16 protein-coding genes and 1 pseudogene are annotated in these 19,175 nt (G+C 60.3%); 7 read left to right on the top strand and 10 right to left on the bottom strand.

Translation table 11 applies throughout. From position 1 onward, the window contains the following. The 3 genes and pseudogenes from QZR14_RS22200 to QZR14_RS22190 all read right to left on the bottom strand — a co-directional run. Window positions 1-1,236, bottom strand: a pseudogene (locus tag QZR14_RS22200) (hypothetical protein); the annotation flags it as partial. A gap of 146 nt (window positions 1,237-1,382) precedes the next feature. After that, the gene (locus QZR14_RS22195; protein ID WP_311997752.1) at window positions 1,383-1,778 is read right to left on the bottom strand and encodes a YbaN family protein; all 396 of its coding nucleotides are present in this window, start codon (window positions 1,776-1,778) and stop codon (window positions 1,383-1,385) included. Between the two features lie 10 nt (window positions 1,779-1,788). Beyond that, window positions 1,789-2,376, bottom strand: coding sequence for a UPF0149 family protein (locus QZR14_RS22190; RefSeq protein ID WP_016984205.1), 588 nt, complete (start codon window positions 2,374-2,376; stop codon window positions 1,789-1,791). Window positions 2,377-2,772: 396 nt separating this feature from the next. On the opposite strand from QZR14_RS22190, the gene recQ reads away from it, so the two are divergent. The 3 genes from recQ to QZR14_RS22175 all read left to right on the top strand — a co-directional run bounded on the left by recQ (window position 2,773) and on the right by QZR14_RS22175 (window position 7,534). Then, window positions 2,773-4,902 carry a DNA helicase RecQ gene (recQ, locus tag QZR14_RS22185; RefSeq protein ID WP_250603655.1) on the top strand — a complete coding sequence of 710 codons (2,130 nt, stop codon included), beginning with the start codon at window positions 2,773-2,775 and terminating at the stop codon, window positions 4,900-4,902. A 300-nt stretch (window positions 4,903-5,202) separates the two neighbouring features. Then, the gene (locus tag QZR14_RS22180; protein ID WP_027613988.1) at window positions 5,203-5,637 is read left to right on the top strand and encodes a MarR family transcriptional regulator; all 435 of its coding nucleotides are present in this window, start codon (window positions 5,203-5,205) and stop codon (window positions 5,635-5,637) included. A 127-nt stretch (window positions 5,638-5,764) separates the two neighbouring features. Next, complete coding sequence (locus tag QZR14_RS22175; protein ID WP_311997751.1) at window positions 5,765-7,534, top strand: FimV/HubP family polar landmark protein; 1,770 nt, start codon at window positions 5,765-5,767, stop codon at window positions 7,532-7,534. 135 nt (window positions 7,535-7,669) lie between these two features. Here the strand turns inward: QZR14_RS22175 and QZR14_RS22170 are convergent, their stop codons facing one another. Beyond that, window positions 7,670-9,859 (bottom strand): patatin-like phospholipase family protein, encoded by a 2,190-nt coding sequence (locus QZR14_RS22170; RefSeq protein WP_250603659.1) that lies wholly within the window; start codon window positions 9,857-9,859, stop codon window positions 7,670-7,672. 71 nt (window positions 9,860-9,930) lie between these two features. Here QZR14_RS22170 and QZR14_RS22165 point away from each other — a divergent pair, with 71 nt between their 5' ends. After that, window positions 9,931-10,218, top strand: coding sequence for a SelT/SelW/SelH family protein (locus tag QZR14_RS22165; protein WP_093442622.1), 288 nt, complete (start codon window positions 9,931-9,933; stop codon window positions 10,216-10,218). Here the strand turns inward: QZR14_RS22165 and QZR14_RS22160 are convergent. Further along, on the bottom strand, window positions 10,212-11,105 hold the full coding sequence (locus tag QZR14_RS22160; RefSeq protein ID WP_311997750.1) for a DMT family transporter: 894 nt from the start codon (window positions 11,103-11,105) through the stop codon (window positions 10,212-10,214). The genes QZR14_RS22165 and QZR14_RS22160 overlap by 7 nt on opposite strands. A 181-nt stretch (window positions 11,106-11,286) precedes the next feature. Beyond that, the gene (locus tag QZR14_RS22155; RefSeq protein ID WP_311997749.1) at window positions 11,287-12,051 is read right to left on the bottom strand and encodes a helix-turn-helix transcriptional regulator; all 765 of its coding nucleotides are present in this window, start codon (window positions 12,049-12,051) and stop codon (window positions 11,287-11,289) included. Window positions 12,052-12,186: 135 nt separating this feature from the next. Between QZR14_RS22155 and QZR14_RS22150 the strand changes: the two genes are divergently transcribed. After that, window positions 12,187-13,002 (top strand): UDP-2,3-diacylglucosamine diphosphatase, encoded by an 816-nt coding sequence (locus tag QZR14_RS22150; RefSeq protein ID WP_007919701.1) that lies wholly within the window; start codon window positions 12,187-12,189, stop codon window positions 13,000-13,002. 76 nt (window positions 13,003-13,078) lie between these two features. On the opposite strand, the gene QZR14_RS22145 is transcribed toward QZR14_RS22150, so the two are convergent. Then, window positions 13,079-13,669, bottom strand: a complete 591-nt coding sequence (locus tag QZR14_RS22145) for an HD domain-containing protein (RefSeq protein ID WP_311997748.1) — start codon at window positions 13,667-13,669, stop codon at window positions 13,079-13,081. Window positions 13,670-13,691: 22 nt separating this feature from the next. Then, on the bottom strand, window positions 13,692-14,003 hold the full coding sequence (locus QZR14_RS22140; RefSeq protein ID WP_123452616.1) for a DUF962 domain-containing protein: 312 nt from the start codon (window positions 14,001-14,003) through the stop codon (window positions 13,692-13,694). Between the two features lie 164 nt (window positions 14,004-14,167). Here QZR14_RS22140 and QZR14_RS22135 point away from each other — a divergent pair, with 164 nt between their 5' ends. Further along, window positions 14,168-15,229 (top strand): AraC family transcriptional regulator, encoded by a 1,062-nt coding sequence (locus tag QZR14_RS22135; protein WP_218251785.1) that lies wholly within the window; start codon window positions 14,168-14,170, stop codon window positions 15,227-15,229. On the opposite strand, the gene QZR14_RS22130 is transcribed toward QZR14_RS22135, so the two are convergent. Further along, the gene (locus QZR14_RS22130) at window positions 15,186-16,640 is read right to left on the bottom strand and encodes a TrkH family potassium uptake protein (protein ID WP_250603670.1); all 1,455 of its coding nucleotides are present in this window, start codon (window positions 16,638-16,640) and stop codon (window positions 15,186-15,188) included. The genes QZR14_RS22135 and QZR14_RS22130 overlap by 44 nt on opposite strands. Before the next feature lie 121 nt (window positions 16,641-16,761). Here QZR14_RS22130 and QZR14_RS22125 point away from each other — a divergent pair, with 121 nt between their 5' ends. Beyond that, a complete protein-coding gene (locus QZR14_RS22125; RefSeq protein ID WP_311997747.1) occupies window positions 16,762-17,328 on the top strand; it encodes a nitroreductase family protein in 567 nt (188 codons plus the stop codon). A gap of 411 nt (window positions 17,329-17,739) precedes the next feature. Here QZR14_RS22125 and QZR14_RS22120 read toward each other — a convergent pair whose 3' ends face one another. Then, complete coding sequence (locus QZR14_RS22120) at window positions 17,740-19,080, bottom strand: sensor histidine kinase (RefSeq protein WP_311997746.1); 1,341 nt, start codon at window positions 19,078-19,080, stop codon at window positions 17,740-17,742. Window positions 19,081-19,175 lie beyond the last annotated feature (95 nt).

The raw sequence follows: 19,175 nt of genomic DNA, 5'->3' as shown, positions 1-19,175 counted from the left end.
GACCAAGGATTTGTCGAAGGGGATCTCGAGACGGATTTGGGGCAGTGTCGGGTCCAGCGCTCCGGACTTCTCGTCCAGCACGATCGGCGCGGCCAGCCGCTGGACTTCGCCGATGGCGCGGATGAATTGGCTTTTGGATTTCAGATCGGCGGAGCCGTCGGCTTTTTTCAGGCGGTAAGACAAGGTGATCTGGGACTTGGCCAACTGGCGCAGCACGGCGTTGGGGGCCTTGATTTCAATAACGCTCGGCACGCTGGTCAAAGCAGTGCCTTCTACGTCCAGATCAATCGGCGCGCCTTCGACCGGCGTGCCCTTGATCTGGATGAACGGGATGTCGCCGATTTTGAACTTGCTCGTATCCGTGGCAATAACTTGCACGGTGCCGTTGGCGTCGCCCAGTTGGTCGACGTCCAGCACATTGTTTACTGTTTCCTTGAGCAACGGCGCACCCAGCCGGGTTGCATCCACCGCCACCTCTATGCGCTGCTCGGGGCTCCAGTCCCTGGAGCGGTTGAAGACGCAGTCGTACACCTCGAACACCACGGCCACGCCGGGCGCATCACCGGCCTCAACGATGATCTCTTTGGTGATGGTGATGATGATCGGCGCGTTGCCTTCGGCCTGCTCCTGAGTCAGCGGCTCGCTGAGTACGAAGATCCCGCCCCAACTCACGCGACAAATATCGCCGGCCGCGGCGTAGGGATAGGGCGGTGTGCCATCGGCCTTGCCAATGCTGATCGGCACGCCGTCCTTGACGTTCTCCTCGTGGATGCCGCCGTCAACGATCTCCTGGGGAATGATCATGATCAGCTTGGAATGCCCGTCGTCACCGTTGTCATCATCGCCGCCCGGGCGCGTCAGCTTGACCAGCACCTGCATCACTTCGGACGGTTCATCCTTGCTCGCGCCCAGTAGCCTGACGGAATAGGACACCGCAAACTCGCCATCGACCATGTGCCGGGGAGGCACGAACATGCGCAGTTGCGTCTTGACTTCGTCCTTGTTGACGGTCTCCACCCAGACGTTCTGCCCGGTGCCCCAAAAGACCGTCAACCTGTCGCCTTCGGCCATGTTGCCCCACGGCCCCGCCTGGCAAAGCAGGCCATGAAGCGGAAAGTTGTCCAGCGCCGCGGCGATGTTGATGCCCCAGACATCGGGATTCGTTGACACCGGGTCTTTGCTGCGACCGGGGATGCCGAGTTCCTCGAGGAGCATAGGTTCGATGGGGCTGGACATGGCGAGGACTCCGTGGCGGGAAGATGACGGAGTGATTGAACGGCTAAACGGCAGAATACGCACCTGTCAGATCTGACAGGTGCGTAGGGCTTTCAGATGAACGGCATTAACGGGACGCTGTTTTTAGCCAGGCATTTACCGACGACTCAAGGCTTGTGCAGGGTTTTCTGCCGCAAAATGTAAACCGTCACCAACACCGCGCTGGTCAACATGAACACCCGCGCCCACGGCAGTGGCACCAGGTAGCACGAGAACAGAATGCTCGCCCACATCAGCCCGATCGCGTAGACCTTGCCCTTGAGCGGAATGCCGTTGCCATCAAGGTAATCGCGGATCCATGGCCCGAGCCGTGGGTGCTCGACCAGCCATTGATAGAAACGCGGAGAACTGCGCGCGAAGCAGGCTGCGGCGAGCAGAAGGAAAGGGGTGGTGGGCAGGACGGGCAGGAAGATACCGATCACCCCCAATGCCACGCTGAGCCAGCCGATGGCCAGCAGGATGTAGCGCAACATCAGGGGGCGGTTGCCTATGGGGTTGTCCATAGGCCGGATCTTAGTGGTGACGTGGCTTGAGGATCGCCGGTTTTTCGTCAGGCGCTTGGCACAGCAGGTACAGCGCGGTCAGGGCTTCCGGGATCTGTACGATCATGTCGTCCATCAGGTTGGCGTCCTTGGCGATGTCTTCGAATTCCGGCTGTTCGTCGAACAGGCCCGAACCGACCATGATCGGCAGGAGCATTTCGCTGACTTCTTCTTCGGCGGTTTCGAACCAGGCGGCCTCACGCAGGAACACGCCTTCCATGAAGCCGATGCACCAGCCGCGCAGTTCCGAATCGTCCGGCTCGTCGCCCAGATCCAGTTCGCATGGCAGCTCGAACTCTTCATCCGAGGCCAGTTGACGGGCAATGTGGGCCTTGAGGCCGATCAGGGTGGCTTCGATCTCTTCGCGCTGGGCGTCGCTGCTGTAATGCGGCTCTTCGGCGAACAGGGCGTCAATCCACTCACGCTCCGGCACGTCTTCTGCGCAGATCGACAGCGCGGTCAGGTAGCCGTGAGCGGCCACGTAATCCAGCGCCTCGTCATGCAGCTCGTCGGCGTCGAGGAAAACTTGCAGGCGGGTCAGTTGCTCAGCGAAGGACATTACGGGGCTACCTTGGGGAATAAACAATGCGGGAATTCTAGGCCTTCTTGCGCGCTCAAGCCAGCCGCACGGCAGATTTGCCGCAATTGCCGGGCCACATGCCAAACCTGTGGGAGCGAGCCTGCTCGCGAAAGCGGCGTATCAGGCACCTTTATGTCGACTGACCCACCGTATTCGCGAGCAGGCTCGCTCCCCAGGGGATTTATGTGTGGCAGGTTCATCTGTGTCTTCTCAGCGGCACCCTGTGCAGGGAAGGGCTCGGGTATACTGCCGCGTTTTGCGATCCCTGCCCGCATTGCGGTTGTCGTGCAATGCGCTCTTACGTTTTGTTTAAGCAGCCGTGGCTGTTCTGAACCAGCCTGCGCAGGGATGTATCGGTAGATTTTTGGAGTTTTTATGCTCGAACAGGCTCAACGCGTCCTCAAGGACATCTTCGGCTACGACAGCTTCCGTGGCCGACAGGGTGCAATCATTGAGCGCGTGGCCAGCGGCGGTGATGCGCTGGTGCTGATGCCTACCGGTGGCGGTAAATCCCTGTGCTTCCAGGTGCCGGCGCTGTTGCGTGAAGGCCTGGCAGTGGTGGTGTCGCCGCTGATCGCGCTGATGGACGATCAGGTCGCCACCCTTGAAGAACTCGGTGTAGCCGCCGCTGCGCTGAACTCCACCCTGAGCGCCGAGCAGCAGCGTGACCTCGCCGCGCGGATCAAGCGCGGCGAAGTGAAGATGTTGTATCTGGCGCCCGAGCGCCTGGTGCAGCCGCGCATGCTGTCGTTCCTGCAAGGCCTGAACATCGCGCTGTTCGCCATCGACGAAGCGCACTGCGTGTCGCAATGGGGCCACGATTTCCGTCCGGAATACCTGCAACTGGGCCAACTGGCCGAGATGTTCCCCGACGTTCCGCGCATCGCCCTGACCGCCACCGCCGACAAGCGCACCCGCGAAGAAATCGTCACCCGCCTGCACCTGCAAAATGCCGAGCGCTTCCTGTCGAGCTTCGATCGCCCGAACATCTTTTACCGCATCGTGCCCAAAGAGCAGCCACGCAAGCAGTTGCTGGCGTTCCTCGCCGAGCGGCGCAGCGATGCCGGCATCGTCTATTGCCTGTCGCGCAAGAAAGTTGAAGAGGTCGCGGCGTTCCTCAGCGAGCAAGGCTTCCCGGCACTGCCTTACCACGCTGGCCTGCCCAACGACTTGCGCGCTTATCACCAGAAGCGCTTCCTTAACGAGGAAGGCCTGATCATGGTCGCTACCGTGGCGTTCGGCATGGGCATCGACAAGCCCAACGTGCGCTTCGTCGCCCACCTCGATCTGCCGAAATCCCTCGAGGCGTATTACCAGGAAACCGGGCGCGGCGGCCGTGACGGCCTGCCGGCAGATGCCTGGATGGCCTACGGTCTGCAAGACGTGGTGATGCTCAAGCAGATGCTGCAGAACTCCGAAGGCGACGAGCGACACAAGCGTCTGGAGCAACACAAGCTCGACGCCATGCTGTCGCTCTGCGAGGAGACCCGCTGCCGTCGCCAGACCCTGCTCGCGTACTTCGATGAGGACATGCCCGAGCCGTGCGGTCATTGCGACAACTGTGTCGACGGCGTGCAGACCTGGGACGCGACAGAGCCTGCGCGTCAGGCCTTGTCGGCGATTTTTCGCACCGGCCAGCGTTATGGCGTCGGTCATCTGGTCGACGTACTGCTGGGCAAGGACAACGAAAAAGTCCGCAGCTTCGGCCATCAGCATCTGTCGGTATACGGCGTCGGCAAAGCGTTGAGCGAAAGCGAGTGGCGCTCGCTGTTCCGCCAATTGGTCGCGCGCGGTCTGGCGGATGTCGATCACGAAGGCTATGGCGGCCTGCGTCTGAATGACAGTTGCCGGCCATTGCTCAAAGGCGAAGTCACGCTGGAGCTGCGCCGCGATCTCAAACCGCAGGTTACCGCCAAAACTGCGAGCAAGAGCCCGGCCAGCCAACTGGTGCGCGGCGAAGAGCGCGAACAGTGGGAAGCCCTGCGCGCCCTGCGACGCAAACTGGCCGAAGAGCATGGTGTGCCGCCGTACGTCATCTTCCCCGACTCGACCTTGCTGGAAATGCTCCGCAGCCAGCCGACCTCGCTGGCGGAAATGGCCCGGGTCAGCGGTGTCGGCGCACGCAAGCTGGAACGCTATGGCGATGCCTTCCTCGAAGTGCTCGGTGGCGAGGCCGAGGCGCCGAAAGTGGTGGCCGATGTACGCCACGAACTGATCACCCTGGCCCGCGCGGGCATGACCCCGCTGCAGATCGCCGGTCAGTTGCAGTGCTCGGAGAAGAACGTCTACACGATGCTCGCCGAGGCCATTGGCAAACAGCAGCTGTCGTTGGAGCAGGCGCTGGATTTGCCGGAAGAGCTGATGGGCGAAGTGCAGGACGCGTTCCTCGATGGCGAAGGCGAGTTGCCGTCGGTCGCCGAAGTGGCGGAGTTGTTTGCCGGTCGTGTTCCGGAGGGCGTGCTTTACTGCGTGCGGGCCGCGCTGCAATCTGAATTCGAGATGTAATTTGGCTCCGGCCCTCACCCCAGCCCTCTCCCAGAGGGAGAGGGAGCCGACCGAGCTGTCTTGCGCTATACATCGACCTGAAAAACCGAGTCGATTATGGATTCAACGCTGAGCTGTCACGTCGGCGTAATTCCCAAATATCCCCCATTCAGTCCCCTCTCCCTTTGGGAGAGGGTTAGGGTAAGGGGCTCTCGAGATGTAACGATTCAGTACAGACCGCCACTTGCCTATAACTGCAGCTCATGCTTAGCTGGCTAATAATTAGATTTTCTTTATTTTCAGTCTAACCGTGAGTGTTTTATGCCGTTAACCGATCAACACCGCTTTGGCATGCAACTGGCCCAGATGTCCCGTGGCTGGCGTGCCGAACTGGACCGCCGACTGGCCGGGCTGGGGCTGTCCCAGGCGCGCTGGCTGGTGCTGCTGCATCTGGCGCGTTTTGAAGACGCGCCGACCCAACGTGAGCTGGCGCAGAGCGTCGGCGTCGAAGGGCCGACTCTCGCGCGCTTGCTTGATAGTCTGGAAAGCCAGGGCCTGGTGCAACGCCAGTCCGTAATGGAAGACCGTCGGGCGAAGAAAATTGTCCTCTGTGCACCGGCCCTGCCGCTGATCGAACAGATCGAAACCATTGCCACACAACTGCGTCACGAACTGTTCGAAGGCGTCGACGAGGCGGATTTGAAGGTGTGCATGCGGGTTCACGGGCACATTCTGGGCAACCTGGAAAAATCTTGAGGCACATCCACGTGCCGTATCTTTGAGAGATCGCGCTGAGCCGACTATAAGAACTACTGGGCAATATCGTGTTCGTACCGGATGTGCGAACGCATAGAAGTCGGTTTTGCTTATTTAAGGGATGCTCATGCTCGCAAGTCGGCACGTGGTACTGCGCGGTGGCGCCAAATGGCTGCTGGTCGCTGGTGTATTCAGCTATTCGGCCTGGTCGATGGCGTTGGGGCTGGGTGATATCACCGTTCATTCCGGCCTCAATCAGCCGCTCAAGGCCGATATCACATTGGTCGATGTCGGCGGGCTGACGCCAAACGATCTGTCGGCGCGCCTGGCCACGGTGGATGAATTCGCCGAGGCCGGGGTCGAGCGGGTGTTCTTCCTCAACGACCTCAAGTTTGTCCCGATCCTGCATGGCAATCGCCAAATGATCCGGGTGACGTCAAGCAAACCGGTCAACGAACCCTTTCTGAATTTCCTCGTGCAGCTCGATCAGCCCAATGGCCGTTTGCTGCGTGAGTACACGGTATTGATCGATCCACCGGGTTCACCGGGTATCGTGCCGGCCACCGATGAGCCGGATCCGCGTGCGCAATCTTCCGCGTTTCCCACCGTCGAGCCTGTCGTGGCTGCGCCGCCGGCACCTCAGGCCAAACGCGACGCCGCGCCCGCGCCAACGCCTGCAAGTCCGCCCGCCAACGATGCATTGGCCGAGCAACTGGCTGCCAGTGTCTTGCTGAATCAGCATTTGCAAAAGACCATCGACGAACTGAACGCCAAACTGCAGACGCAGGATGTGCAGATTGCTGATGGCAAGAAGCAGATCACCGATTTGCAAACGCGTTTGGCCGAGCTTCAGAAAGCACCGCCACCGCCTGTGGTCACTCCGACACCTGCTCCGGTTGTGGCACCTGTTGAGTCCACAGGTGACGGTTTGAACTGGCCATTGCTTGGCGGCCTGTTGCTGTTGTTGGCGGCCTTGGCCGGGCTGTTTGTGCACCGTCGACGGCAACAGCCGCAACAGGATGATCAACCGCTGCCACTGTTGCCGCAGAGCGATGAACCTGACGTGGCGGAAGTCGAAAATGCAGAGCCTTTCAGGGCTCACACATCCGCCCAAAACCGTGAGGAACCAGCTGCGGGCGATGTGCTGGAGGCGGTGGGAATCTATCTGGCCTATGGCCGCTTGGGCGAAGCGGCCGGGTTGCTGCGCGATGCCCTGCATAAGGAACCGGAGCGGACGGATATCGGTTTGCAGTTGCTTGAAGTCTTGGGGCGTCAGGGTGACAGCGTCGAGTATGAGCAGCAGGAAAGTCAGTTGCGTGAACAGGGTGTGGACGTCCAGACGTTGCAGGATGTTCGTGTTCGCCATCCGAAACTGGCGGGCGCCGTACCGATGGCCGCGGTGTCGCCCGTTATTGCGGTAGCCCCTGTTGTCACCGCCCAACCGGCGCCTGAAGATGATTTCGAGTTGAACCTGGGCGAATTGTCGATGGATTCCAGTTGGGATCTGGAGGACAGCCGCACGGCCATCACTGAGCCAGCGGCAGATACCTCGGCGCTGGGTTCCAGTCTGCAAGTATTGCCTCAGGACTTTGACTTGCCGGAAGCGACCAGCGAAGAAACCGAACTTGAGTGGATCCCTGAGCCGGACGCCGAGCCGCTGGATGAAGATTTTCTCAATGAGTTTGCTGATGCCGAGCCGTCACTGGCGTTGCAACCGCTGGATTTGCAGGAACCTGAGCCGGTACACGACGAAAGCTGCGGAAAGCTCGAACAGGCGCAGACGTGTATCGATGACGGCGATATCGACAGTGCGATTGCGCTGCTCAACGAATTGCTCAAGGAAGGCGATGAGCCGTTGAAGCAAACGGCGCGAACGTTGCTGGCGGGGATTCGCTGATCGGAGTGTCAGCCACTGATGGATTGATTGTGCTGACGCCATCGCGGGCAAGCCCGCTCCCACAGTGATCTGTGGCGCTCACAAAACCTGTGGGAGCGGGCTTGCCCGCGATGGCGTCAGATCAGGCAATTACAATCAGAAGGTCTGCCCCAGATTCAGGTACACCGCCTGCTCATCCGCATCATTCAACCCATAACTGAAATTCAGCGGCCCCAGCGGCGTGTCAAAACCAATGAACACGCTGGCAGCGTTGATGTAGCCACTGTCGAACTCATTGTCGTTGTTCCACGCCCGCCCACGTTCCAGTGAGGCGCCGGCATACAGCGGGAAATCCAGTGGCAGATACGAGCGCGGCGTCAAACGGCGGTAGTACACCGCGCGCATCAGGCTGACGTTTTGCCCGGAAATCGCGTCTTCACGGAACCCCGACAACTGCCGCGCGCCGCCGAGCAGAAAGCTCGACGTCACCACGTTGGCATCGTTCAGCGTACGCCCGTAACGCCCGCCGAGAATCAAAGTGTCCGGGCCCCGGCTCATGGCTTTGTCGAGTTTGAATTCCCACTGTCGGTAGCGCGTGTCCGAACCCAGACCCGGTTCGAACTGCATCAGCGTCAGGCTGACGTCCTTGCCTTCGTGAGGGAAGTACACGTTATCCAGTGAGTCGTACGAATACTTCAGCGCATAGAAGCCTTCGTTGAAGTTTTCACTCGGCAGATCCTGATCGCCAATGCGCACATCAGCCTTGCCCCAGGCCTCGCCGACACCAAACCGCACCTCGCCGTTGTTGCCGATCTGGCGACCGAAGTTAAGGCCAAAACCGTAACGCTCGACGCGGTACTGCGCGATCGGATCGTTATCGAGCACCGCCTCGACGTTTTGCGCCTCGAATGACGCGTACGGCGCGACGAAGTAGCGCGATCCGACGTCCAGCGGTTGATAGAACTCGGTATACAGCTCCTGTTTGTCACCAATCTGCGCGCGGGTCAGCCATTCCGCGCCGAGCCGGTTGATGCCGTTGATGCGGTAACTGGCACCGAGGTTGAAGGCACTGTCGCCGCGCATGTCGTCGGACAGATTGAGGCCGACGCGCAAATAATCGGTACCGCTGCGCTTGCCCCGAGCGCTGATCACCAGGGTGTGATCCTGGCCCTTGTGCACCACGCGGTATTGCACCTGCTCGAAGTAGTCGAGGCCATACAAGGTGCCCATGTCCGAATGCAAACGCCCCAGATCCAGCGGCTCGCCGATGTGCTGGCGGATGTAGTAGCGAATCACGTCGTCATCGACTTTCGAGTCGTTCTCGACGCGGATCGCGGTGATGATCGGCGTGCGCTGGCCCGGCGAACGGGCAGCAGCGAGTTCGGCGTCTTGGGATTCCTTGGGTTTGAGCACGGCGAGGCGCGCATCGAGAATGCGGGTCGCGCGGTAACCGGCATCGATCATGTCCTGGGCTTTACCGAAATCAGTGACACCGAATGCCGCCAGCGCTGGCTGGATCAGCACATCGGAGGATTTCAGCGCGGCCAGTTGTTCTTCGGAGTTACTGCGGGTCATCAGGGTGATCGACTGATTCAGCACATCGACCACGGTGGTCAGTTGCTTGCGGTTGCGCAGTGGTGTGCCGATGTCGACGACGATGGCCACATCGACGCCCATTTCCCGTGCGACATCCAGCGGGATGTTATCGGTCATGCCGCCGTCCACCAACAGCCGGCCGTCGAGCTCGACTGGGGCGAATACGGCCGGGATCGACATGCTGGCGCGGATCACCTGGGGCAAGTGGCCTTTGCGGAACACCACTTTTTCGCCATTGGCAATGTCAGTGGCCACGGCGCGGAACGGGATCGGCAGCTTGTCGAAATCCCGCGTGTCGCTGGTGTGGGCCAGCAGGCTTTCCAGCAGCAACGCCAGGTTCTGGCCCTGAATCACCCCCAGTGGCAGGCCGAGACTGCCGTCGTCGCGAAAGCTCAGTTTCTGTTTCACCAGAAAGTCGCGGTCATCCTGTTTGCGCCGAAACGGTACGTCCTCACGCGGTGGGGCGTCGGACAGTGCGGCTTGCCAGTCGATGTTCAACGCGAGTTTTTCCAGCTCATCGATTTTGTAGCCCGAGGCGTACAGGCCGCCGACCACCGCGCCCATGCTGGTGCCGGCAATCGCATCGATCTTGATGCCTTGTTCTTCGAGGGCTTTGAGCACGCCGATGTGCGCCAGTCCGCGCGCGGCACCGCCGGACAGCACCAGGCCGACTTTCGGTCGCGGTGCGTCACTGGCGTGAACAAACAGTGGAAGCAATCCAAGCAGCAGGCAGAACAGCAGATGGCGCATTGTGAGTCTCGGGGCAAGCGATAAAGCCGGCTATTATAGCGGCGCCCTCTGTCTCAGGAGTTTCAGCGAACATGACTGTCGCAAAAGCAGAAGTTGTTATCACTTATTGCACCCAGTGCCAGTGGCTGCTGCGCGCGGCGTGGCTGGCGCAGGAGTTGCTCAGCACCTTCGGCGATGACCTCGGCAAAGTCTCGCTGGTGCCCGGCACCGGCGGGGTATTTCACATCACCTGCGACGGCGTGCAAATCTGGGAACGCAAGGCTGATGGCGGTTTTCCCGAGGCTAAAGTCTTGAAGCAGCGCGTTCGCGATCAGATCGATCCTGACCGCGACCTCGGTCACAACGACCGTACTCAGTGAGACGCGGCTTCGGCGGCGACGGCTTTCTTGTCGGCGTGGCCTGACATCCGCGCCGACACAACGATGGCGACAATGATCAGCGCGCCGCCGAGCAACATCTTCGGCGTCGGATTTTCATTGAACAGCAGCCAGGCGATGGTGATGCCGTAAACCGGCTCCATGGCAAACACCACCGCCGCCGTGCGTGCCTTGATCACCGCCAGACTGGCGACGAACAGGCTGTGGGCGACGCCGGTACAGAACACCCCGAGCAGGGCGATCCACAGCCAGTCGAGTGCGCGCACTTCGCTCAGTTGTGGTGCTGCGACCGGCAGCAGACACAACGCCACCACTACGTTTTGACACAGTGCCGCCTGCACTGCCGGGATGCGCCCGGAGCTGGCGCGGTTGGTCAGCGACAGCAAGGAGAACAGCAGCCCCGAAAGCACCGACCAGAGCAAACCAATGGTCGCGCCGCTGCCCAGGTCGAAGGCCGGGGTCACCAGAATCAGGCCGATGCTCACCAATACGACCAGCAGTATTTCATTGGCGCGGATGCGTTCGCGGAAGATCAGCCCTTCGAGAATCACCGTGAAAGCCGGGAAACTGGCGAAGCCCAAGGTGGCAATGGCGACGCCGGCGACTTTTACCGAAACGAAAAAACTCACCCAGTGCCCGGCCAGCAATACGCCGCTGAGGGCGAGGCGGCGCCAGTCCAGGGCCTGAAGTTTTTGCCAACCATGCTGGCTGGCGAAACGGGCGAAAAATGCCAGGGCGAGCACGGCGAAAGCCGCGCGTCCAAAGACGATCACGGCGGGGGAGGCGGCGGCGAGTTTGCCGAACACACCGGTGAGGCCGAACATCAAAGCACCGATATGCAGAGCGCCGAGGGCGGTACGCGGAGTCATTGCAATCCTTCTATCTCAAACACGATTCTTGATCGTTCCCACGCTCTGCGTGGTAACGCCTCTAGGGACGCTCTGCGTCCGGTGACGCGGAGCGTCACGGGCTGCATTCCTTTGCTGCGCATGGGAACGATCAGCAGCGGACACATGATGAGCCGGGGAAGGTCGAAAGTCTGTCGGCAGACTATCGTCTTTTGTCGTAGGAATCGCGCCGAAGCTGGCCGGGTGATGCACCGAACTCACGTAGGACGGCAGCCGAGAAAGCACTTTGCGAGCTGTAGCCGACGCGACTGGCAACTTCGCCGATCGGCAGTGCGGTGTCGCGCAGCATTTGCACTGCCAGATGCAAACGGCGGCTGCGGATGTAATCCATTGGCGTCTGCCCGCATTCGGCCATGAACCGCGCATGCAGACGGGCGCTGGACAATCCGGCCACCCGTGCCAGATCGGCGACTTGCAGCGGATACGCGGCGTTTTGCTTGATGTGCGCATCCAGCGCGGCGTAGGGCAAGCGGCGAGCCGCCAGTTCGGCAGGCTGCGCGTGATTGAGACTGGCCAACAGCAACACCGCGCCTTGCTGGGCGATCAACGGATCGCTGACCGGACTGTTTGCCAGCCAGCTGACCAACTGACTTTGTCCCGAATCCAGCGACAGGCGCGCCGGTTGATCGAGCAAGCGATGACTGGCATCGGCATGCGCGCCCAATGAATCCGTCAGCCACTGCCCGTCCGGGATATCCAGAACCAGACAGCGGCTGCCATTGGGACTGCCGCAGGCATGATGAGCGCCGGAAGGGATGACCACAAAACTCTGCTGACGCACCTGACTGCCACTGCCCTCGACCTCGAAATCCAGCGCACCGGACAGCCCGAACACCAGTTGCGCGTGATCGTGGCTGTGGACGATCAAATCGTGGGTGTAGTGACGCAGGGTGAGGATCGGTCGCATGTCAGGTTGTCTCCGAAGTGGTCGCCAGTCTACACCGGCGCACACCGGATGCGTTGTCACAGGACTGACTCACGCTTGTCATGGTCGATTAACCGGGCACGCGCACAGTGGCGAAAACATCGCAGAGGGTTGCCCATGACCAGCGCCGAGCTCGCCCGACCCAGTCGCAAACAACGGGTGCGAACCCTGTGGATCTCCGACGTGCACCTGGGCACGCGGGATTGTCAGGCCGAGCACTTGTCGCAATTTCTCAAGGGCTACCATGCCGACAAGATTTACCTGGTTGGCGACATCATTGATGGCTGGAAACTGCGCGGCGGCATGTACTGGCCGCAGGCACACACCAACGTGATTCGTCGTTTGCTGACCATGAGCAAGCGCGGCACCGAGGTGATTTACGTCACCGGCAACCACGACGAATTCCTGCGTCGGTATTCGAAGTTGATTCTGGGCAATATCCAGCTGGTCGACGAAGCGGTGCATGTCACGGCGGACGGTCGGCATCTGCTGGTGATTCACGGCGATCAGTTCGATGTGATCACCCGATATCACCGCTGGCTGGCCTTTCTCGGCGACTCGGCCTACGAATTCACCCTTACCCTCAATCGCTGGCTCAACCATTGGCGTGCGCGCTATGGCTACGGCTATTGGTCGCTGTCGGCGTACCTGAAACACAAGGTGAAGACCGCGGTGAGTTTCATCAGCGACTTTGAAGAAGCCATCGCCCATGAATGCGTCAAACGCGAATTGCATGGTGTGGTCTGCGGGCACATTCACCACGCCGAGATCCGCAAGGTGGGGGAGGTGGATTACCTCAATTGCGGCGATTGGGTGGAGTCGTGCACGGCATTGATCGAGCATTGGGACGGCACGATCGAATTGTATCGGCTGGCGGATGCGCAGGCGCGGGAGGCGGAGCTCAAGGCTGCCAAAGTCGCCGAACTCGCATAAAAGCAAAAGATCGCAGCCTTCGGCAGCTCCTACATGAGACCTGTGTAGGAGCTGCCGAAGGCTGCGATCTTTTGACTTAGGCCGGGCTGTGCTCTTCCATCGCGGCCTTGTAAATCGAGTGCTTCGGTTGCGCAAACAACCTTCCCATCATTGGCTCAAAGAAGCTTAACGGCAGCGTGTCATAGTCAGGATCAAACGCCGCCGCATCGTACTTGGCGCAAAACTCGGCGGTTGCCTGAAACTGCGGATGCTCCCTGAACTGCTCGCGCAGATGCCGATCCATGCCCAGATGATGAAAGAAGTAGTAACCCTGAAACACCCCGTGCTTCTCGACCATCCACAAGTTCTCGGCGCTGACGAACGGCTTGAGAATCGCCGCAGCAATGTCCGGATGGTTGTAAGAACCCAGGGTGTCGCCGATGTCATGCAGCAACGCACAAACCACATATTCCTCATCGCGGCCATCACGAAAGGCGCGGGTCGCGGTTTGCAGCGAGTGGGTCAGGCGATCCACCGGGAAGCCGCCGAAATCGCCTTCGAGCAGTTTCAAATGGGTCATGATCCGTGAGGGTAATTGTTTGGCGTAAGCACTGAAGTCGGCGGCGATGATTGCCCAGTCTTCCTGCGTGCCGTCCTGCATATGCGTGAAGCGCGCATTTGCGTTCATTGGTCGTCCCCTTGGTGAGAGTTCAGAACGCCACGCGACCCAGAATCATGTCGCGGTACATGACGAAGTCGCCGAGCAGGCTGTACAGCGGATGCTGGAAAGTCGCCGGTCGATTCTTTTCAAAGAAGAAGTGCCCGACCCAGGCGAAGCTGTAGCCGGCCAGCGGCAAGGCCCATAACAGCAGCCAGGCACCTTTGGCGATGGTCAGCGCCAGAATGAAAATCACCAGGGTGGTGCCGATGAAATGCAGGCGCCGGCAGGTACTGTTGCTGTGTTCGCTGAGGTAATACGGATAGAACTCAGCGAAGCTGTTGAAATGCTTGATGTTTTCCACGACCGCGTTCTCTGTGGTTGTTGTTCTGGCGACGAGTTGTTCTGCGGGTAGCTTATTTGAGTCTAGAGTGATCATTGGCGTGGGCCAGTGACAATCGGCGCCACTTTAGTATCCTTCGCAAATCGGGCCGTAACATGCGGCCCATCATGTAAAAGAAAAACGCCATGAGCGAACGAACGACTTCTGCAAGCTGGGCGATGGGGATTGTCAAAGCATTGGAGATGGACGGCCTGGATTGCCGGGTTCTGTTCAAACAACTGGGGCTTGATTACACGGCTCTGGATGATCCGGATGCGCGCTTCCCGCAAGATTCCATGACTCGTCTGTGGCAACGGGCGGTCGAGTTATCCGGCAACCCGGCGATCGGCCTGAACATGGGCAAGGTGGTGCGACCGGCGTCGTTTCATGTCGCCGGCTATGCACTGATGTCGAGCAATACGCTGGCCGAAGGCTTTCAACGGCTGGTGCGCTATCAGCGCATCATCGCCGAAAGCGCCGATCTGAGTTTCCGATTGCTTGATGAAGGTTATGCGCTGATTCTGACCGTGCACGGCGACCATCTGCCGCCGACCCGGCAAAGCGCCGAAGCCTCGCTGGCCTGTGCGCTGGGCCTGTGCGGCTGGTTGACTGGACGCACGTTGCACCCGGTCAAAGTGCTGGTGCAGGGCGCCGAGCCCGATGATCTGGAACCCTACAAACAAGCCTTCCATGCGCCGCTGATGTTCAACGCGCCATATGACGCGCTGATTTTCGAACGGGCCGACATGGAAGCGCCGCTGCCCACCGCCAATGAGGCCATGGCGCTGCTGCATGACCGGTTTGCCGGGGAATACCTGGCGCGGTTTTCCGAGAGCCGCGTGACCCACAAGGCGCGGCAGGTGTTGTGCCGTCTGCTGCCGCAAGGTGAGCCGAAGCGCGATACCGTCGCGCAGACCTTGCATTTGTCGCAGCGCACCTTGCAGCGTCGTTTGCAGGAGGAGGGCACCAGTTTTCAGCAACTGCTCGACGACACCCGCCGCGAACTGGCTGAGCAATATCTGGCGCAACCGAGCATGACCTTGCTGGAAATCGCTTATCTGTTGGGGTTTGCCGATCCGAGCAACTTCTTTCGCGCGTTCCGCCGCTGGTTCGACACCACGCCCGGCGATTACCGGACGCGGTTGTTGCAGGCGCCGGGTGCGGTCAGTGACGCCAAAAGGCCGGAATACACAGTACAAACACCGTAATGATCTCCAGTCGGCCAAGCAGCATGCCGAACGACAGGATCCACTTGGCCGCGTCCGGCAGAGTGGCGAAGTTGCCCGCCGGGCCAATGGTCTCGCCCAGGCCCGGGCCGACGCCGGACACGGTGCTGGCCGCGCCGGTCAGCGCGGTCATCCAGTCGACGCCGAGCAGCGACAGCAGCAGGGCAATCACGCAGATGGTAATGGCGAAGAAGAACGAAAAGGTCAGAATCGAACGGACGATTTCTTCGTCGAGACGGTGGCCGTTGTACTTCTGCTTGATCACCGCGCGCGGGTGAATCAACTGGTTAAGGTTGGCCTTGAGCAGGATGTAGGCGACCTGGAAACGGAAGATCTTGATCCCGCCCGCCGTCGACCCGGAACAGCCGCCGACAAAACCCAGATAGAAAAACAGCATCAGCGAGAAGTTGCCCCACAGGCTGTAATCGCCGAGGGCGAACCCGGTGGTGGTGACCACCGATGTCACGTTCAGCGCCACGTGGCGTAGCGCCTCCAGCCAATGCAGTTTGGTCGTCCACCAATACCAGGTGCCGAGCACCAGCCAGGTCACCAGCAGCATCGCCAGCAATCCCTGCACCTGCTGATCCTTGATCAACGCCCTGCGATTGCCGCGCAGCGTCGCCACGTACAGGGTGAACGGCAGGCTGCCGAGGATCATGATCACGATCGCGACCCAGTGCACCGCCGGTTGCGTCCACTTGGCCAGCGACTGGTCAGAGGTCGAAAAACCACCGGTGGAAATCGCTGACATCGCGTGGTTGATCGCGTCGAACGGGCTCATCCCGGCCCACCAGAACGCGAGGCTGCCGAGGATGGTGATGCCGACATACGCGGCAACGATCAGGCGCGCCACCATGTGCGAGCGCGGCATGACCTTTTCCGAGCGGTCCGAGGATTCAGTCTGGAACAGGCGCATGCCACCGATGCGCAACAGCGGCAGAATCGCCACCGCCATACCGATAAAGCCGATGCCGCCGATCCAGTGCAGCAACGAGCGCCACATCAGGATCCCGGGGGACATGTTGTCGAGGCCGTTGAGCACGGTCGAGCCGGTCGCGGTGATGCCTGACATGCTTTCGAAAAACGAGTCGGTGTAGCTGATGTGCTGGGTCAGCAGAAACGGCAGCGCAGCAAAAATGCACACCACCAGCCAACTGCTGACCGTCAGCAGGTACATGTCGCGCGGGCGCAGATGAATGTGCTCCGGGCGGCCGGGAATCACCAGCGCAAGGCCGGCGACAAAAGTGATCATGCTCGCCCAGAGGAACGACGGCAGATCACCTGTGCGGTCAAAAATCACCAGGGTAGCCATGGGCACGACCATGGCGACAGCCAGGGTGATCAGGAAGATGCCGATGATGAAACCAATGATCCGTAAGGTCGGCAACGCCATGAAGTCCGCTCGGGCTGATGTGGGGAGGGCGCCATTCTACCCGTGGGGCAGGGCATGTAAACCGGCATCCTGTTGGCAGATACAGCTAGAATAGCCGCACATATTTTTCAGGAGGTGGCCGATGCAGGCTCTCGACGCGTTGCTCAACCGTGTTTCCGTTCCACGACTGGTCGAACCGGCCCCCACTGCCGAGCAGCGCGAAGCCCTGTTTGGCGCCGCGTTGCGCGCGCCGGATCACGGGCATTTGCAGCCGTATCGCTTCCTGACGGTTGAGGGCGCGGCGCGTGAGCAAATGGGCGAGTTGCTGGCCGAAGCTGCGCAAATGCAGGAAGGCGAAGTCACCGAAGCGATGATCGACAAAGCCCGTAACGGGCCGCTGCGGGCGCCGTTGGTGGTTGTGGTGATCGCTAAATTGCAGGAACACGTTAAATATCCGAAGGCCGAGCAATTGCTGGCGGCCGGGTGTGCGGCGCACGGGATTTTGCTGGCGGCGTATGCGCAGGGGATCGGGGCGGTGTGGCGCACGGGGGATTTGGCTTATTCGCAGCACGTGGCCAAAGGTTTGGGGCTGGCGGAGGGTGAAGAGGTGATTGCGTTCTTGTACCTGGGCACCCCGCAAAAAGAGCCGCGTGTGACGGAGAAGGTTGATCTGGCTGAGTTTGTTAGTGCCTGGCCTGGTAAAGCCTGAAGATCAAAAGCCCCTCACCCTAACCCTCTCCCGGAGGGAGAGGGGACTGATTGGGGGATGCTGTAGAGGTACGCCGACGTGGGCGATCTTCGTGGAATCCAGAATCGACTTCGGTTTGAGTTGATTTCGTGGATTCCAGAATCGACTTCGGTTTGAGTTGATTTCGTGGATTCCAGAATCGACTTCGGTTTGAGTTGATTTCGTGGAATCCAGAATCGACTTCGGTTTGAGTTGATTTCGTGGATTCCAGAATCGACTTGGGTTTAAGTCGAATTCAAAGTTGATCAGGCTTGCGAATCCATAATCACTGCGGTTTTTCAGGTCGATGTCTGACGCAAGACACCTCGGTCGGCTCCCTCTCCCTCTGGGAGAGGGCTGGGGTGAGGGGCTTTTCTGGGGGGAGGGCGGCTCTCAGGGTTGCACCACCGCGCCCGGCACCAACGGCAATTCCAGACTGGCAATAAAACCGCCCTGCGGATGATTGGCCAGCGTCAAGCTCCCACCATGGCGCTCCGCCGCTCGCCGGGCGATCGCCAGGCCCAGACCATGTCCCGCCGTTGTCTGCCCCGGTGCCCGGTAAAACGGCTCGCCCAACTGGCTCAAATGTTCGGCCTGCACGCCCGGACCATGGTCGCGCACGCTGACAATAATTTTTTCACCCTGACGCGAGGCCTGCATTTCAATGGCCTGACCTTCCGGGTTGAAGCGCTGGGCATTGCGCAGCAGGTTATCGACGGCGCGCTCGATCATGGTCGGCCAGCCCTTCAGAGTCAGCTGCGGTTCGGCATCAAGACGCACGATCTGCTCGGGTGATCCCAGTTTCGCGTCCTTCTGCAAGGTGCCGAGCAGCGCGTTCAGATCCACATCTTCGGCACTGGCGTTGTCGGCATCGACTCGCGCCAATACCAGAATTTCACTGATCAACGCTTCCAGCCGATCACACTCGCGGGTCAGCCGTGGCCAGAGTTTTTCCCGTTCTTCAGGATTGGCCCGTTCCGCCAACGCCAAGGCAATGCGCAACCGTGCCAACGGTGAGCGCAATTCATGGGAGACGTCGCGCAGCAACTGACGCTGGCTGCCAATCAGGCTTTGCAGGCGTGCGCCCATGCGGTTGAAGTCGGTGGCCAGCACGCCGAATTCGTCGCGGCGGTTGGCCAGTTTCGCCAGGCTGTTCTGCTGATAGGTGGTCTGCCCCAGATCGTGCACGGCGCCGCGCAAACGGCTGAGCGGGCGGGTGATCGAGAAAGTCACCAGCAGACTGAACAGGGTCAGCACCACCAGCGCTATGCCCAGCGCGCTCAGCGGCCAGAGCAGGCTTTCACGGTGCCAGGCGTCGAGTTCCGGATGCGGGATGCGGTAGATGAACAGGTAAGTGTCACCGGTTTTTTCGCTGGTGAACTCATCGGTCAGGCGCCGCCATGGCAGACGCCGGTCATCGTTGTTCTGCCGAGCCTCGAATGCGGCGGCGCGGCGCGGGAAGGTGCCACGCACTACCGGGTCGCCGGATTCGTTCAGCACCTGAACGTCGATGTGATATTGGCGTTTGCGCTGTTCAAGGATGTCCTGGGCCGCTTCTTCGCCCTGGGCTTCGTAGGTTTGCGTCCATTCGCCGGCGAGGGTGTTGAGGCCCGGATGGCGACTGAGGATCCACGCGTCCTGGTTGAGCATGTGCCCAAGCAGAATGGACAGCCCGGCCACCAGAGCGATGGCCAGCCAGAAGCTCGCGAGAATACGCCAGAACAATGAACGCACAGAAAATCCTCAGGACAACAAAAACCTCTGTAGGAGCTGCCGCAGGCTGCGATCTTTTGACTCTGTTTTCAAGATCAAGATCAAAAGATCGCAGC

Source organism: Pseudomonas sp. rhizo66 (genome assembly GCF_031931925.1).
Classification (GTDB): Bacteria; Pseudomonadota; Gammaproteobacteria; order Pseudomonadales; family Pseudomonadaceae; genus Aquipseudomonas.
Note: the sequence above shows the minus strand (reverse complement) of the source record. Positions and strands in the feature narration are given on the sequence as shown.

Bases quoted from the DNA above. Each gene is read 5' to 3' on its own strand.
- QZR14_RS22195 (WP_311997752.1), bottom strand. From the start codon at position 1,778: ATGGACAACCCCATAGGCAACCGCCCCCTGATGTTGCGCTACATCCTG.
- QZR14_RS22190 (WP_016984205.1), bottom strand. From the start codon at position 2,376: ATGTCCTTCGCTGAGCAACTGACCCGCCTGCAAGTTTTCCTCGACGCC.
- recQ (WP_250603655.1), top strand. From the start codon at position 2,773: ATGCTCGAACAGGCTCAACGCGTCCTCAAGGACATCTTCGGCTACGAC.
- QZR14_RS22180 (WP_027613988.1), top strand. From the start codon at position 5,203: ATGCCGTTAACCGATCAACACCGCTTTGGCATGCAACTGGCCCAGATG.
- QZR14_RS22175 (WP_311997751.1), top strand. From the start codon at position 5,765: ATGCTCGCAAGTCGGCACGTGGTACTGCGCGGTGGCGCCAAATGGCTG.
- QZR14_RS22170 (WP_250603659.1), bottom strand. From the start codon at position 9,859: ATGCGCCATCTGCTGTTCTGCCTGCTGCTTGGATTGCTTCCACTGTTT.
- QZR14_RS22165 (WP_093442622.1), top strand. From the start codon at position 9,931: ATGACTGTCGCAAAAGCAGAAGTTGTTATCACTTATTGCACCCAGTGC.
- QZR14_RS22160 (WP_311997750.1), bottom strand. From the start codon at position 11,105: ATGACTCCGCGTACCGCCCTCGGCGCTCTGCATATCGGTGCTTTGATG.
- QZR14_RS22155 (WP_311997749.1), bottom strand. From the start codon at position 12,051: ATGCGACCGATCCTCACCCTGCGTCACTACACCCACGATTTGATCGTC.
- QZR14_RS22150 (WP_007919701.1), top strand. From the start codon at position 12,187: ATGACCAGCGCCGAGCTCGCCCGACCCAGTCGCAAACAACGGGTGCGA.
- QZR14_RS22145 (WP_311997748.1), bottom strand. From the start codon at position 13,669: ATGAACGCAAATGCGCGCTTCACGCATATGCAGGACGGCACGCAGGAA.
- QZR14_RS22135 (WP_218251785.1), top strand. From the start codon at position 14,168: ATGAGCGAACGAACGACTTCTGCAAGCTGGGCGATGGGGATTGTCAAA.
- QZR14_RS22130 (WP_250603670.1), bottom strand. From the start codon at position 16,640: ATGGCGTTGCCGACCTTACGGATCATTGGTTTCATCATCGGCATCTTC.
- QZR14_RS22125 (WP_311997747.1), top strand. From the start codon at position 16,762: ATGCAGGCTCTCGACGCGTTGCTCAACCGTGTTTCCGTTCCACGACTG.